The sequence below is a fragment of the Janthinobacterium sp. OK676 genome (assembly GCF_900103595.1).
In the GTDB taxonomy this organism is placed as follows: domain Bacteria; phylum Pseudomonadota; class Gammaproteobacteria; order Burkholderiales; family Burkholderiaceae_D; genus Janthinobacterium.
The window spans coordinates 139823-153108 of the sequence record NZ_FNHA01000008.1; the positions used below are offsets into that span (position 1 = coordinate 139823).

A 13286-nucleotide genomic window follows, 5' to 3' on the forward strand; every position below is an offset into this window, starting at 1 on the left:
AAAATAATTGCTTTTCATTTAAGAGGCGATATTAGAGCATACTTTTTTATTACTCTCAGTAAATAAAAAAATCCTTGTGGAAATATTTGACCTGGCTTCCAGCGCGCGTATCACTGGCGCAGTGCCGCCGCCGGGGCGGCTTGCGCCATGTTGCCGTCGTCGTAGGTGATGGTCAGCAAGGTATTGTCGTCCCAGCTCGCGTCGTGCAGCGGCGGCACGTAGCGCTGGCGGTCTTCCGTGATGCGGATGTCCAGCGTGCGCTCGCCCGAGCGCGCCTGCACGGCAAGCAGCTTGCGGAACACGGGATACGGCACGTGGATCAGCGACGAGTGGCACGGCCCGCCCGCCAGGCGGAACAGGTTGCGCCGTACGAACGGCAAGTCATCCTGCTCGACGGCCCAGCGGATTTCGCATTCGAGGCGCAAGTCGCCCAGGCGGCGCACATTCGGGGGCAGGCCCGGCGTATGGATGTCGGCGCGCCAGCGCAGGGTGGCGCGCTTCTTGTTGCTGACCAGGTCGGCATTCGCATCATAGGCGGTCTTGTCGCGCGTCAAGATGAAGCCGCCGTCCGCCGCCAGCGGTATGGGAATCGACAGGTTGTCGGCCGACAGGTGCAAGGTCACGCCATCGAGCCTGGCCTTCGGCGTGGCGGGGATCAGCATGAAGCGCAGCGGCGCGTCCGGCGCCAGGTGCTGATGGTCGGCATACGCGTCGAGTCCCTTGAGCATGGTGCGGTAGGGGCGCAGGTCGGGATCGCGCGTGCCTTGCACGTCGACAATCTGCTGCATATCCTGGTTCGCCGCATCGCCTGGCGCCGCCGCTTGTTCCTGGGCCATGGCGGGCAAGAGGCAGGTGGAAAGGGCGGCGAGGAGACAAAGACGGGGAAGATGCATGGAGTGCGTGCCAGGTTGAGCGTGCAATAGGGAAACCGGTCCAGACTGGACGGCCTGCGAATATTATCATTCGAGTAACTGCCAAATTATCACCAATTGTCTCGTTCGCGTCGCACGGCTGGCGCTGGCGGCGGAAAATGGGACGTCGCGGCGGCAACCACGTAAAATAGCGGATTGACCGAACGATTTTGAAAGCAAGAGCATGGCGATACAATGGTACCCAGGACACATGAACGCGGCCCGCAAGAAAGCGGCCGAAACCATGGAGAACACCGATCTGGTGATTGAAGTGGTGGACGCGCGCCTGCCGGCAGCCAGCTGCAATCCCATGGTGGACGAGCTGCGCCTGTTCCGCCAGCGCCCTTGCCTGAAAATCCTCAACAAGACCGATCTGGCCGATCCTGCCGCCACGGCCGCCTGGGTGGCGTACTTCAATGCCCAGGAAGGCGTGACCGCGTATGCGATGACGACCAAGAAGCCGGGCGACGTGGCGCGCATCCCGGAGCTGGCCAAGTCGCTGGCGCCGCACCGCGGCGTGCCGACGAAGCCGCTGCGCATCATGATCATGGGCATCCCCAACGTGGGCAAGTCGACCCTGATGAACGCACTGCTGAAAAAGCGCGTGGCCAAGGTGGGCGACGAGCCGGCCGTGACGAAAATGCAGCAAAAGCTGTACCTGGACAAGAACACCATCCTCGTCGACACGCCCGGCATGCTGTGGCCGAAGATCGCCATCCCCAGCGACGGCCTGATGCTGGCCGCCAGCCACGCCATCGGCTCGAATGCGCTGATCGAAGAGGAAGTGGCCGTGTTCCTGGCCGAGGAATTGCTCAAGCGCTACCCTGACTTGCTGGCAACCCGCTACGGTACCAAGGTCGGCGAAGTCGATGCCATCGGCGTGGTCGAAGGCATCGCCGCCAAGCGCGGCTTCCGCATCAAGGGCGGCGACTACGATTTCGAGAAAGCGTCGCACACCCTGCTGCTCGACTACCGCAGCGGCATCCTCGGACGCATCTCGCTGGAAACGCCGGACACGCGCGCCGCCCTGCTGGCCCAGCACGCGGCCGAGATGGCGGAAAAAGCGGCCAAGGCGGCGGAGATCGCTGCCGAGAAGGCGAAGAACGCGGCGCGCGGCAAGCGCGGGACGTAATGAACTAAAAGCCGCTTGTTAGCGGCTTTTTAAAATTCTGGGGTCAGACCCCCGGTGACGTTGGCGCTGAACCAGCCGTTAGCGGTGTTGAGGGACTCGGCGTCCCCGTCTGACCCCGGCTCGTTGCTAATTTCCACCAGTCGCTCCAAACCTAAAACTCGTCACCGCCAGCGCTCCAAAAAAATCCTCCTCGTGATACGCCACGTGCGCCGCTTCCTGCTCGGCCGCACCGAGCGCCACCATCAGGGGCAGCAAATGGTCTTCCTGCGGATGGGCCTGGCGCGCGCCCGGTGCCCGGTCCCAGGCCAGCAGCTGCTCCAACCTTTGTTTCGGCGGCAAGGCCATCGTTGCGCGCAGCCAGGCGTCGAACTGGTGCGAGGCGACGGCGCCCGCCTGGCCGAACTGGCGCAGGTTATGGTAACTGAGGCCGCTGCCCAGTATCTGCACGCCTTGCCGGCGCAGGCCGGCCAGCGCGCGGCCCACCTCGACGTGGGTGAGCGGGTCGTAGCCGTGTTTCAGCGACAGCTGCACCAGCGGCATGTCCGCCTGCGGGTAAATGGGGAACAGGGCGCTGAAGGTGCCGTGGTCGAAACCGCGTTCGTGGTCGAGGCGCGCGGGATGGCCGGCAGCGTCGAGCAACTGTTTTACCTGTGCCGCCAGGTCCGGCGCGCCCGGTGCCGGGTACTGGATTTGATACGTGTGCGGCGGAAAGCCCGAGTAATCGTAGATCATGCCCGGCCGGGGGCTGGCCGAGACGAGAAATTGCGGCCCTTCCCAGTGCGCCGTGACGACCAGCACGGCTTTCGGACGCGCGCCGATCTGGCGCGGGATATCCTGCAGCGACGCTTCGAGCACGTCGTAGCGGCCGCCGAACTGGTCTTTCATGAACGGCCAAGGGCCGCCGCCGTGCGACAGGAAGTAAGTAGGGAAGGTGTGCTCTTGCATGGCGGCTCCTGGTGGGAATGGCTGATGATGACACCATGATAGTCATGCGCAATGAGTTGATCAAGATCGCTATTATTGATATATCATTTCCATTTTGTTGATGATTGGGCCGTCATGGATACCTTGCGCAGCATGCGCGTATTTCGCGCCGTGGTGGAACTGGACAGCTTCGTGCGCGCCAGCGAGCGCCTCGACCTGTCGCCGGCCATGGTCAGCAAGCATGTGATGCACCTCGAGCGCCATCTGGGCGCGCGCCTGCTGAACCGCAGCAGCCGCCACCTGAGCCTGACGGAAATCGGCAAGGTGTATTTCGAACAGTGCCGCGACATGCTCGACAACCTCGACGAGGTGGAAGCGACCGTGGGCCGCACGACGGTGGTGCCGCGCGGCATGCTGCGCCTGAGCGCCCCCGTCTGGTTCGCCAACGCCATTTTTACGCGCACCCTGGTCGCCTACCGCGAGCGCTTTCCGGAAGTGACGTTCGACATCGACTTGAGCGGCAGGGTCGTCAACCTGGTGGAAGAGGGCTTCGACCTGGCCCTGCGCGTGAGCCAGGCGCCGTCGCCGGCCCTGATCGCGCGGCCCATCGGCAACATCGCCTTTCACCTGGTGGCCGCGCCCGCCTACCTGGCGCGCGCGGGCCAGCCGCAGACGCCGCAAGACCTGGTCCGGCACGCCATGATCAGCTATTCCTTGCTGTCGAACGGCAACGAATTGACCTTCGACGGGCCGCAGGGACGCGAGACGGTGAAGTTCTCGCCCGTCCTGCAATGCAATAACGAAAGCCTGCTGCACGCGGCCGCGCTCGACGGCATGGGCATCGCCTTGCTGCCGTCGTGGCAAACGGATGCGGACCTGGCGGCGGGGCGGCTGGTGCGCCTGTTCGACGATTTCACGCTGGCGGGCGGCAGCGTCTACGCCGTCTACACGAGCCGCCGCTACCTGTCCTCGAAAGTGCGCACCTTCATCGACTTCCTGGCCGATGAAGGGCGCCTGGGAGCCTGACTAGGCGATTGAGCGCTTCACGTCGATCAGCGCGAACAGGCGCGCGCTGCGCATCCACGCCAGCACCAGCACCGCCAGCTGCGTGGCCAGGAAGCCGGCCACGATGGCCAGCGGGCCCGGGGCGGCCAGGTTCAGGCGCGCCACGCCCAGCAGCGCATACAGGGCCAGCCCCAGCAAGGTGATGGCCAGATAGATGGCCAGGCAGGCCAGCGGACGCCGGCGCAGCATGCCCAGGCCCCGCCACCACGCCTTGACGGCCGACGTGCGGCGACGGTCGACGGCCAGCGCCGCGCGGCCCGCGTCCAGCGTGGCGCAGGCCAGCAGGAACAGCAATCCCGTGAACAGCAGGGCCAGGTGGCGCGCCAGGTCGGCGTCGGCTTCCAGGACTGCTGCCGCCGCGTGCTTGTCGGCCAGTTTCAGCGCACCGGCGCCGATCGCCAGCGCCAGGCCCAGCGGGACGATGCTCCACAGCAGCATGCGCAACATGCGCCCGTATTCGCTGAAGGCGCCCGTCAGCAGGGCACCGAAGCGCGGTGGCGCAGGCGCGCGCGCGGCCGTCACCACCAGGCCGCTCAGCAGCGGCGACAGCAGCAGGGTCAGGACGATGCCGGCGATGGCGGCCTGGCTGATGGCGGCGCCATTGCGGCCGGCATTGGCGGCCAGGTCGGCCACGGTCATCAGGTCGAGCTGCTGCGCCAGCGCCGCCGCATGCACGGCGTGATCGAGGCTGGCGCTCAAGGTGTGCCAGACGGGAATGACGGCGACGATGGCGGGAATCAGCAGCAATCCGAGCCACAGCAGCAGCAGGCGCCATTGCAGGGCGGCGCGGCCGGCGCGCGTGAGGAAAGTCAGGCCGCTGGCCCGTGTCGTGGAAGTGGCGCTCATACGATGGCGATCAGGGAAAGGAGGTATTGGAAGACGGCGGCAATATCAAGGCTCCAGCGCCGCGCGGCGGACTTGTCGGCTTTCAGGGTGCGGCTGTCATCGAGCTTGTTGACGTCGAGGTAGTGCACGCGGTCGGGATCGAGTTCGGCCGAGACGGCCTTCACGGGCTTGCTCCAGGTGTAGCGCTGCCACAGCTGGTCGTTGTCCCACACCACGCGTTCGGAGGTGCCGTCGGCAAATTTCACGAGCAGCACCTGCGGCACGGGCGCGCCGCGGCGGCGCAGCACCACGCTGGTCAGATAGGGGTAGGGGCCCGTGCCGGGCTTGGCATCCGGGTGCGTCTTGTCCCATGCTTCGCGCACCTTGTCCTCTTCCTTTTTCAGCGCGTCGGGCGTGCGCTCCACGCGCTTGCCGTTCACCAGCGCCATGCCGGCCAGCGGCGTCTGCTCTTCGCTGGCGAAGCTGCCGATGCGGTCGTCGATATTCGCGCTGGCATGGACTTGCTGCGCGAAGACCTGTTCCACGATGCGCCGCTGGCCCGTCGCTTCAGCCAGCGTTTCGCGCAAGTCGGCCACGCTGGGGTGGCGGAATTTCCACTGTTCATAGTAGGCCTTGAAGCCCCGCTCCATGGCCTCGCTGCCGATGCGCGCTTCCAGGTCGCGCAGGGTGACGGCCGTGCGGCTGTAGACGGGGCTCACGCCCTGCAGGCGGTCCCACGCATTCTGGCCCAGCGGGTCGGCCGCATCCTGGCGCGGCGCGGCCATGCGCTCGGCCTCGAAGACCTTGAAGGCGGGAGCGAAGCCCAGGCGCTTGAGCAGGGGCGTCGTGGCGTGGATGTCCTGGCCGCGTGCGCGCAGCATGCGCTGGTCCCAGTACTCGTTCAAGCCTTCGTCGAGGATCGGTTCCTCGAACTCGTTCGAGGCCAGGATGCCATAGAAATAGCCATGGCCGAATTCGTGGATGGTGACGAAATCGAGGCCGAATTCGGCGGCGGTCTTCGGCTGCAGGCTGGCGAAGGCCGAGGCCGTGATGAAGGTCGGGTATTCCATGCCGCCCGCTTCGGCCGCATTAAATGGCGGAATCACCACCGTCAGGGTCTTGTACGGATACGGGCCCAGGGTGCGCGAAAAATACGTGAGCGCATCCTTGGCCGCCTGCAGCGCGGGCGCCGCGTTCGACGCGTACTCGGGCGGGTACAGCACCTTGATGGCCACGGGCGGGCTGCCAGGGCCGTTCCAGCTGCCGATCAATGGCTGCGCGCTGCGCTTGTCGGCCGTCCAGGCGAAATCATGCACGTCGCCCTGCACATAATGGTGCGTGAGCATGCCGTCCTTTTCCTGCGGCGCACCCTGCAGCTCGCCCGTGGCGCCTACCGTATATTCCTTGGGCACGGTCAGCTTCACGTCGTAGTGGCCGAAGTCGGCGTAGAACTCCGAATTGAGGTGGAATTCATGGGCGTTCCAGCGCGGCGCGGTGGCGCCCCGTTCGCCGGGCAGTTCGAGAACGGCGATCTTGGGGAACCACTGGCCCACCAGGTGGAAGCTGCCGAAATAGCCGGTGCGCGCGATGACGCGCGGCAGCTGGTCGAAGAAGCGGATGTCGAGCGTCGTCTCGGCGCCCGGCGCGACCGCTTGCGGCAAGTCGACGCGCACGACGGTGCGGTCGGTGGCCGGGCCGTTGTCGGGCTGGACGACATGCCAGGGCGCCGTGGCGCCGTTCTGCGTCATGCTGTGCAGTTCGATGTAGCCCCATTCGCCGTCGCGCGTGCCGACGCCCGAACGAAAGCTCGTATCGAGCTTGCGCTTCTCGGTAAAGAAAGTCGAATGCTCGCCCTCGAACGCATTCAGGTACAGGTGCAGGTACACGCTGCCGACGGCTTGCGCGCTGCGGTTGCGCCAGCGCAGTTTCTGCCGGCCGTCTATCGTGTGCCTGACGGGATCGAGCGTCGCTTCGATCTGGTAGTCGACCACGCGGTCCGACAGGGTCGCTTGCGCGCCCGTGCGTGCGCCGCCCCAGGCGTTGCTGGCGCTGGGCGTGGTGACGGCGGAGGCATGCGGCGACGCCAGGGCGATGCCGTCGGAGGACGGTGCCGGCGGCATCGCCGCGCCGGCAGGCTTGCCCTTGTCGGGCTGGGCGAACAGGTCGGCTTGCAGGGCGAGGCCGGCCAGCAGCAGGGCGGCGATGGAGAGGGCCTTGAGCTTGCCCGGGATGGAGGAAATACCGCGGCGCGGTGTGCTACGACTATCCATGCGTGACTCCCACTGTGACTTCTTATTGATGATTTTCAAATGCAGTCGGCCGCGTCCAGGATCGCCGGGCGCTCCGTTAATATACCTGTAAAAATTACAAATTAGCAATGAATTCCGCAAGCGGTCCCGCTGGCTGTTGCGGCGCCGTGCGCCGTGCGTATAATGATTCGCTTTTGCGATCCTCCCTACTACCGTGCGTGCGCGCCCCGGTAGCGCACCCAGCTTTCCGCCATGATGCCTGCCCCTTCCGCCCTGACCATTGCCACGCGCACCTTGCTGTTGTGCGCCCTGGCCATGCCGGCGTGTGCGCAGGAAGGCGCCGATGCCGGCGCGCCCGGCGTCACGCATGGCGCCTGGTCCGCCGAACTGGGACAGGGTGGCCAGCACAGCGTGCGCGGCGCCCTGTCGCGCGACCAGGGCGGCATGTCGCTCGACGCGGCCATCGACGGGCTGCGCAATGGCAATTACCGCGATGGCAGCGTGTTTCACCAGCATGGCTTCAATGGCGGCGCGGAATGGAAGGCGCGCGAGGGGCGCTTCGGTTTCAGCGCCGACCAGCTGAAGCAGGACACGCGCTACCCCGCGCCCGAGGCGCCGTTCCTGGCCTTGCTGGCGGCCCGTCCGGAAGACCTGTACCGCTATGAGGTGCGGCGCGGCAGCGCCTTCGTGCAGCGCTATGTGGGCAAGTTCGAGCTGGGCGTGGAACTGTCGCAGCGGGAAAAACGCGCCACGGCCCACTATGCGGGCGAGGACGGCAGCAGCGTATCGACGTACAGCAGCCGGCGCCGGCAACTCGCGCCCCGCCTGCGCCACTACGGCAAGGTGGGCGGCGTGGGCACGGATACGGAAGTGGGCCTGGACCTGATGCAGTGGCAGCGGCGCTCGGGCCGCGATGGCGATGCGCAGCGCCGCCAGTACTCGCGCGCGCTGCTGCTGCGCGAAGAGCTGGCCTTCGGCGGCCCGTACGCGCCGCGCGTGCTGCTGGGACTGCGGCATGAACAGTTCCAGCTCGATCCGGCCGACATGCCCGCCGGCGGCAGCGACTGGGAAAACCAGAATGCCTGGGACGTGCAGGGCAGCCTGCAGCTGCGCCCGCAGCTGAGCGTGTACGCCAAGGCCGCGCGCAGCTACCGCATCGACGACGACGGCTATACCCGCGCCGGCTACCGCCCCCTGGCGGGACAGCTGCGGCGCGAAATGGAAGTGGGCGCGACCTTTGGCGACGCGGCGCGCAGCGCTTCCGTGCGCGTGTTCAGCGAGCGCCTGAGCAACCAGATCGTCTTCGACCAGAGCCTGGGCCAGCTGGGCTTTGCGGGCAACCTCGATCCCTCGCGCCGCGACGGTATCGCCATCGAGGCCAGCATGGCGCTGGCGCGCGGCTGGCGCCTCGACGGACAATTGCGGCAAGTGCATGCGCGCTATGACGATTACGCCTACGACGGCCCGGACATCGCCCTCGTGCCCAAGACCCTGGCCAGCCTGCGCCTGTACTGGACGGGGCAGGGCGGCGCCAGTGCCGACGTCGGCGTGCAATGGCTGCGCGCCCTGCGCTATGGCCCCGATTTCGCCAGCAGCTGCCTGGCGCAAGTGCCTGCGTTTGCCACCGTGGACGGACGCTATGCGCGCAAGCTGGGCGCCTGGGAGCTGGAACTGGCTGGCAGCAACCTGACGGACCGCCGCCATTACGGCGATGCGCCGGGCTGCCGCTCCAGCATCTACCTCAACGATGCGCGCCAGCTGCGCGTGTCGGCGCGCTACCATTTCTGAGGCAGGGTCGCGCCAGGGCTTAAATGCGGCTTAAGCGGGCGCAAACGGAGCGGATAAAAGCGCTTTTTTTCCGGCCGGGCCTCATCGCCCGGCGCAAAAAGTGGTAATCTCGCCCCGTTCACGACCACTTATGATGAAGGATTTATATGCGTTTTCTGCGTTTCTTGCGTCCCCTGCTTGCCGCCGTCACCCTGGTGGCGGCCACCGGCGGCGCCATGGCGGCCGATACCGGCTTTACCACGCTCACGACGCCAGTGCGTACGGACACGGGCAAGAAGGTGGAAGTGGTCGAGTACTTCATGTATTCGTGCCCGCATTGCTACGCGCTCGATCCGCTGATGCACGACTGGGTCAAGAAGCAGGGCGACAAGATCGCCTTCCGCCGCGTCCACCTGGCTGCCACCGGCCCGAAAGACCCGCAGGCGCACGCCTATGCCACCCTGGAAGCGATGGGCCAGCTGGACCAGTTCCACGACAAGATCTTCCGCGCCATCCACGTCGAGCGCAACCGCCTGAACCGCGATGACGCCATCCTCGACCTGCTGGTCAAGAATGGCATCGACAAGGCCAAATACCTGGACATGTTCAATTCCTTCGGCGTGCAGACCAAGCTGAAACGCAACGAGCAGCTGATCGCCGCCAGCAAGATCGACAGCGCCCCGACCATCGTCATCGATGGCCGCTTCGTCACGTCGCCGGCGCAGTTGTCGCGTCCTGGCCAGTCCGAGCCGCAGACCCAGGCGGCGACCCTGCGCGTGATGGATGAACTGGTGGCGCGCGTGCTGAAAGAGCGCGCTCCCGCGCCGGCGAAGAAGTAACACTGGAGATCACCATGAAACAGCTGCCCTGGACTTTGTGCGTACTGGCCGTGGCCCTCGTGGCCTGGCTGGCGATTGCCATCGTCAACGTGGAAAATCAGCGCAATGCGCTGGTGACCAAGGCGTGCGTGGACCCCGCGTTCAAGAACGAGGTCGATGCGAAATGCCTGGCGTCCGTGCGGACGCGCGAACACTGGTGGCAGCACCTCACTTACGCCATGACGCATTTCCGAAATTGAATGTGTTAGTAGGAAAAACCCGCCGCGCGCGGGTTTTTTTTCGTCCGCGTATGATGAAGCCACCACTATTCAGGAGGGACAATGAAAGAAGTGATCTTGATTACGGGCAGCAGCCGCGGCATCGGCGCGGCGACGGCGCTGCTGGCGGCGCGCCAGGGCTATGCCGTGTGCATCAACTATGTGCGCGACGCGCAGGCGGCCGACGCGCTGTGCGCGCGCATCGTGGCCGACGGGGGCGAGGCCATCGCCGTGCAGGCCGACGCCAGCGATGAAGCGGACGTGGCGCGCCTGTTTGCGGAAGTCGACGCGCGCCTGGGAAACTTGACGGCGCTGGTCAACAATGTGGGCGTGCTGGAGCAGAAATGCCGGCTCGCCGACATGTCCGTGCAGCGCTTGGAGCGCGTGCTGCGCACCAACGTGATCAGTTATTTCCTGTGCTGCCAGCAAGCCGTGCGGCGCATGTCGACGGCCCATGGCGGGCAGGGCGGGCGCATCGTGAACGTGTCGTCGGCGGCGGCGCGCCTCGGCTCTCCGGACGAATACATCGATTACGCGGCTTCGAAAGGCGCCGTCGATACCCTGACCCTGGGCCTGGCGAAGGAAGTGGCGGCCGAGGGCATCCGCGTCAATGGCGTGCGGCCCGGCATCATCTATACGGAGATCCACGCGTCGGGCGGCGAACCGGGCAGGGTGACGCGTCTGGCGCCCGGCGTGCCGATGCAGCGGGGCGGCCAGCCCGAAGAAATCGCCGATGCGATTTTGTACCTGCTGGGACCGGGTGCCAGCTATGTCACGGGCGGCATCCTCGACGTGGCGGGCGGGCGCTGATCTTCAACTGCTACAAGTAATTGATTCAAGCGCGGGACCAATTATCAAGCAGGACAAGCGAGTCCAGAATGGCGGGGTGTCATGTGCACGCCGATCAACCAACCTGGATTCATCATGCCCGTATCTGCTTCCGCCTCCGTTGTTGCCCCCGCCATCCTGGCCCTGTCGCTGCTGGCCGCCGTGCCAGCCCATGCGGCCATGGATTTGCCCATGCCGGCCCAGCTGTCCGGCGCCACCGCCACGGATGAAACGGCGCTGGCCGCGCGCCGCTACGCCGCGTTCTGGCAAAGCGGCGACCCGGCCCTGGCGCGGCTGGCGCTGGCCGACGATTTCATCGACCGCAGTTTGCCCGCCGGCCGGCCGCAGGGACTGGCCGGCCCGCTGCAGGCGTCGCAAGTGTTCCATGCGGCCGTGCCGGATTTGAAGGTCGCCATCGAGCAGATGCTGGTGGCCGGCGACCGGGTCAGCCTGCGCCTGCATTTCACGGGCCGCTTCACTGGCGTCTTCCCCACGCCGCAGGGCGAGCTGCGCGGCCAGGGGCAAGCCATCGATTTCCATGCGTTCGACCTGTACCGCGTGAATGGGCAGGGGCGCATCAGCGACAACTGGCACCTGGAAGACAATCTGACCCTGCTGCGCCAGCTGGGCGTGCTGGCGCCGTGATGGCGTCCCGCTAGGGCTGCGCCGGCAGCGCGGCGAACTGTCGCAGCAGGAAGTCGGCCAGCAGCGTGACGCGCGGCGGCTGGAAGCGGCTGCGCCGGTACAGCAGGTTCAGGGGCACGCTGTCGGCAAAATATTCGTCGAGCACCGTCTGCAAGCGCCCCGCGCGCAGGTCGTCGCCGATGTCGAGCAGCGATTTGTAGGCATAGCCATGGCCGGCCACGGCCCAGCGGCGGATGATTTCGCCGTCGTTGCTGTGCCAGTCCCCCTGCGGGCGCAAGCCGTGGCGCTTGCCGTTTTCGCGGTAGCGCCATTCCTGCGGCGCGCCGTCGCCGGCCGTGAGCACGAGGGTGGGCAGCGACGCCAGGTCGCGCGGCGCGGCCGGCACGCCGAGCCTGGCGGCCAGCGCGGGCGCCACGCACACGACGCGCCGGCCCGGGTGCAGCAGGCGCGCCACCATGTCGCTGTCGGGCAGCTCGCCGTAGCGGATGGCCAGGTCGACGTCGTCCTGCACCAGGTTGGCCGTGGCGTCCGTCAGGGTCAGCGCATGGCGCACCTGCGGGTGCAGCGCGGCAAAGCGGTCGAGCATGGGCAGCAGCAGCTGGCGGCCGATGTCGGACGGCGCCGAGATGCGCACCATGCCGCGCACGGCGTCGCCGCCCGCGTGCAAGCCGTCTTCGGCCTGCGCCAGCAAGTCGAGCGCCTGTTCGCTGTAGCGGCGGTAGTGCAGGCCTTCTTGCGTCAGGCGCAGCTGGCGCGTGGTGCGTTCGAACAGGGTGGCGCCCAGCGCCGTTTCCAGGCGCGCGATGGCGGCGCTGGCGGCGGCCGGCGACAGGCCGTGCTTGCGGCCGGCCGCGGAAAAACTGCCCAGCGCCGCGGCGTCGAGGAACAGCGCGATTTCCGCCAGGCGCCCGGCGCCGCCGCGGCTCATGCCGGGTGCGCGGCCGCTGGTTTCGGCGCCGGCGCCGAATGCGGCGTGATCACCACGGTGCAGGTGGTGCCGGCCACCAGCAATTGTCCCTTCGGCTGCTCGTCGATGTGGATGCGCACGGGCACGCGCTGCGCCAGGCGCACCCAGTTGAAGGTGGGGTTGACGTCGGCCAGCAGTTCGCGGCCCGTGGCGGCGTCGCGGTCGGTGATGCCGCGCGCGATGCTTTCGATGTGGCCGTGCAGGGTGCCGCCGCTCATCAGATTCATTTCCGCCTTGTCGTCCTGCGCCAGCATGCCCAGCTTGGTCTCTTCGAAATAGCCGACGACGTAGTACGAGGCGCTGTCGATGACGGCCAGCTTGGCCGCGCCGACGGCCGCGAAGTCGCCCTTGTGCACGTTCAGGTTCGTCACGTAGCCGCTGACGGGCGCGCGCACGGTGGTGCGCTCCAGGTTCAATTGGGCCAGCGCGCGGGCGGCCACGGCGGCCTGCACTTGCGAGGTGGCCGAGGTGGCGGCAAACGCCGCGCTTTCGCGGCTTTCCGTCGAGATGATGCTGGCGTCCAGGCCTGCGCGGCGCTGGGCTTCCTTGCCGCGGCGGCCTTGCTCCGTCCTTTGCGCGGCCAGCACGGCGTCGGCCTGCGCCAGCGCGCTCGCGTAGCGTTCCTTGTCGACGACGAACAGCACGTCGCCCTTTTGCACGACCTGGTTGTCGCGTACCAGCACGTCCGTGACGGTGCCGGCCACGTCGGCGCTGATGTTGACGATGTCGGCCTTGATGCGGCCGTCGCGCGTCCACGGCGACTCCATGTAGCGGTCCCAGACGGTCTTGCCTATCCACAGGGCGGCTGCCAATAGCAGCACGGTGATTGCATAGCGGGTCAGTTTGCTTACCATGTCGGCAGCCTTTCCTTGATCGG

General features: G+C 66.7%; 13 protein-coding genes. 7 read left to right on the top strand and 6 right to left on the bottom strand.

The window, feature by feature from the left end; translation table 11 throughout:
- Window positions 1-110: 110 nt before the first annotated feature.
- Window positions 111-893: a hypothetical protein gene (locus BLU39_RS17030; RefSeq protein WP_139178319.1), complete on the bottom strand. Its 783-nt coding sequence runs from the start codon at window positions 891-893 to the stop codon at window positions 111-113.
- 202 nt (window positions 894-1095) lie between these two features.
- On the opposite strand from BLU39_RS17030, the gene ylqF reads away from it, so the two are divergent.
- Entirely contained in the window at window positions 1096-2043 is a 948-nt protein-coding gene (gene ylqF / locus BLU39_RS17035) for a ribosome biogenesis GTPase YlqF (RefSeq protein WP_092714983.1), read from the top strand.
- Between the two features lie 126 nt (window positions 2044-2169).
- On the opposite strand, the gene BLU39_RS17040 is transcribed toward ylqF, so the two are convergent.
- A complete protein-coding gene (locus BLU39_RS17040) occupies window positions 2170-2988 on the bottom strand; it encodes a DODA-type extradiol aromatic ring-opening family dioxygenase (RefSeq protein WP_092714985.1) in 819 nt (272 codons plus the stop codon).
- 114 nt (window positions 2989-3102) lie between these two features.
- Between BLU39_RS17040 and BLU39_RS17045 the strand changes: the two genes are divergently transcribed.
- A complete protein-coding gene (locus tag BLU39_RS17045; RefSeq protein ID WP_092714987.1) occupies window positions 3103-3993 on the top strand; it encodes a LysR family transcriptional regulator in 891 nt (296 codons plus the stop codon).
- On the opposite strand, the gene BLU39_RS17050 is transcribed toward BLU39_RS17045, so the two are convergent.
- Entirely contained in the window at window positions 3994-4878 is an 885-nt protein-coding gene (locus BLU39_RS17050; RefSeq protein ID WP_092714989.1) for a hypothetical protein, read from the bottom strand.
- Window positions 4875-7127 carry a M1 family metallopeptidase gene (locus BLU39_RS17055; protein ID WP_175539344.1) on the bottom strand — a complete coding sequence of 751 codons (2253 nt, stop codon included), beginning with the start codon at window positions 7125-7127 and terminating at the stop codon, window positions 4875-4877. The genes BLU39_RS17050 and BLU39_RS17055 overlap by 4 nt, the downstream gene beginning before the upstream one ends.
- Before the next feature lie 231 nt (window positions 7128-7358).
- Here BLU39_RS17055 and BLU39_RS17060 point away from each other — a divergent pair, with 231 nt between their 5' ends.
- The 5 genes from BLU39_RS17060 (at window position 7359) to BLU39_RS17080 (ending at window position 11442) form a co-directional block, all read left to right on the top strand.
- Window positions 7359-8894 carry a TonB-dependent receptor domain-containing protein gene (locus tag BLU39_RS17060; RefSeq protein ID WP_092714991.1) on the top strand — a complete coding sequence of 512 codons (1536 nt, stop codon included), beginning with the start codon at window positions 7359-7361 and terminating at the stop codon, window positions 8892-8894.
- Window positions 8895-9040: 146 nt separating this feature from the next.
- Window positions 9041-9712 (top strand): thiol:disulfide interchange protein DsbA/DsbL, encoded by a 672-nt coding sequence (locus tag BLU39_RS17065; RefSeq protein ID WP_092714993.1) that lies wholly within the window; start codon window positions 9041-9043, stop codon window positions 9710-9712.
- 14 nt (window positions 9713-9726) lie between these two features.
- Window positions 9727-9951 (top strand): hypothetical protein, encoded by a 225-nt coding sequence (locus BLU39_RS17070; RefSeq protein WP_092714995.1) that lies wholly within the window; start codon window positions 9727-9729, stop codon window positions 9949-9951.
- Window positions 9952-10032: 81 nt separating this feature from the next.
- Window positions 10033-10779, top strand: coding sequence for an SDR family oxidoreductase (locus BLU39_RS17075; protein WP_092714997.1), 747 nt, complete (start codon window positions 10033-10035; stop codon window positions 10777-10779).
- A 114-nt stretch (window positions 10780-10893) separates the two neighbouring features.
- Window positions 10894-11442 carry an ester cyclase gene (locus BLU39_RS17080; RefSeq protein WP_092715300.1) on the top strand — a complete coding sequence of 183 codons (549 nt, stop codon included), beginning with the start codon at window positions 10894-10896 and terminating at the stop codon, window positions 11440-11442.
- Between the two features lie 10 nt (window positions 11443-11452).
- On the opposite strand, the gene BLU39_RS17085 is transcribed toward BLU39_RS17080, so the two are convergent.
- Both BLU39_RS17085 and BLU39_RS17090 read right to left on the bottom strand, forming a co-directional pair.
- On the bottom strand, window positions 11453-12370 hold the full coding sequence (locus tag BLU39_RS17085; protein ID WP_092714999.1) for a LysR family transcriptional regulator: 918 nt from the start codon (window positions 12368-12370) through the stop codon (window positions 11453-11455).
- Window positions 12367-13263: an efflux RND transporter periplasmic adaptor subunit gene (locus BLU39_RS17090; RefSeq protein ID WP_092715001.1), complete on the bottom strand. Its 897-nt coding sequence runs from the start codon at window positions 13261-13263 to the stop codon at window positions 12367-12369. The genes BLU39_RS17085 and BLU39_RS17090 overlap by 4 nt, the downstream gene beginning before the upstream one ends.
- Window positions 13264-13286: the final 23 nt, after the last annotated feature.

Bases quoted from the DNA above. Each gene is read 5' to 3' on its own strand.
- BLU39_RS17030 (WP_139178319.1), bottom strand. From the start codon at position 893: ATGCATCTTCCCCGTCTTTGTCTCCTCGCCGCCCTTTCCACCTGCCTC.
- ylqF (WP_092714983.1), top strand. From the start codon at position 1,096: ATGGCGATACAATGGTACCCAGGACACATGAACGCGGCCCGCAAGAAA.
- BLU39_RS17040 (WP_092714985.1), bottom strand. From the start codon at position 2,988: ATGCAAGAGCACACCTTCCCTACTTACTTCCTGTCGCACGGCGGCGGC.
- BLU39_RS17045 (WP_092714987.1), top strand. From the start codon at position 3,103: ATGGATACCTTGCGCAGCATGCGCGTATTTCGCGCCGTGGTGGAACTG.
- BLU39_RS17050 (WP_092714989.1), bottom strand. From the start codon at position 4,878: ATGAGCGCCACTTCCACGACACGGGCCAGCGGCCTGACTTTCCTCACG.
- BLU39_RS17055 (WP_175539344.1), bottom strand. From the start codon at position 7,127: ATGGATAGTCGTAGCACACCGCGCCGCGGTATTTCCTCCATCCCGGGC.
- BLU39_RS17060 (WP_092714991.1), top strand. From the start codon at position 7,359: ATGATGCCTGCCCCTTCCGCCCTGACCATTGCCACGCGCACCTTGCTG.
- BLU39_RS17065 (WP_092714993.1), top strand. From the start codon at position 9,041: ATGCGTTTTCTGCGTTTCTTGCGTCCCCTGCTTGCCGCCGTCACCCTG.
- BLU39_RS17070 (WP_092714995.1), top strand. From the start codon at position 9,727: ATGAAACAGCTGCCCTGGACTTTGTGCGTACTGGCCGTGGCCCTCGTG.
- BLU39_RS17075 (WP_092714997.1), top strand. From the start codon at position 10,033: ATGAAAGAAGTGATCTTGATTACGGGCAGCAGCCGCGGCATCGGCGCG.
- BLU39_RS17080 (WP_092715300.1), top strand. From the start codon at position 10,894: ATGCCCGTATCTGCTTCCGCCTCCGTTGTTGCCCCCGCCATCCTGGCC.
- BLU39_RS17085 (WP_092714999.1), bottom strand. From the start codon at position 12,370: ATGAGCCGCGGCGGCGCCGGGCGCCTGGCGGAAATCGCGCTGTTCCTC.
- BLU39_RS17090 (WP_092715001.1), bottom strand. From the start codon at position 13,263: ATGGTAAGCAAACTGACCCGCTATGCAATCACCGTGCTGCTATTGGCA.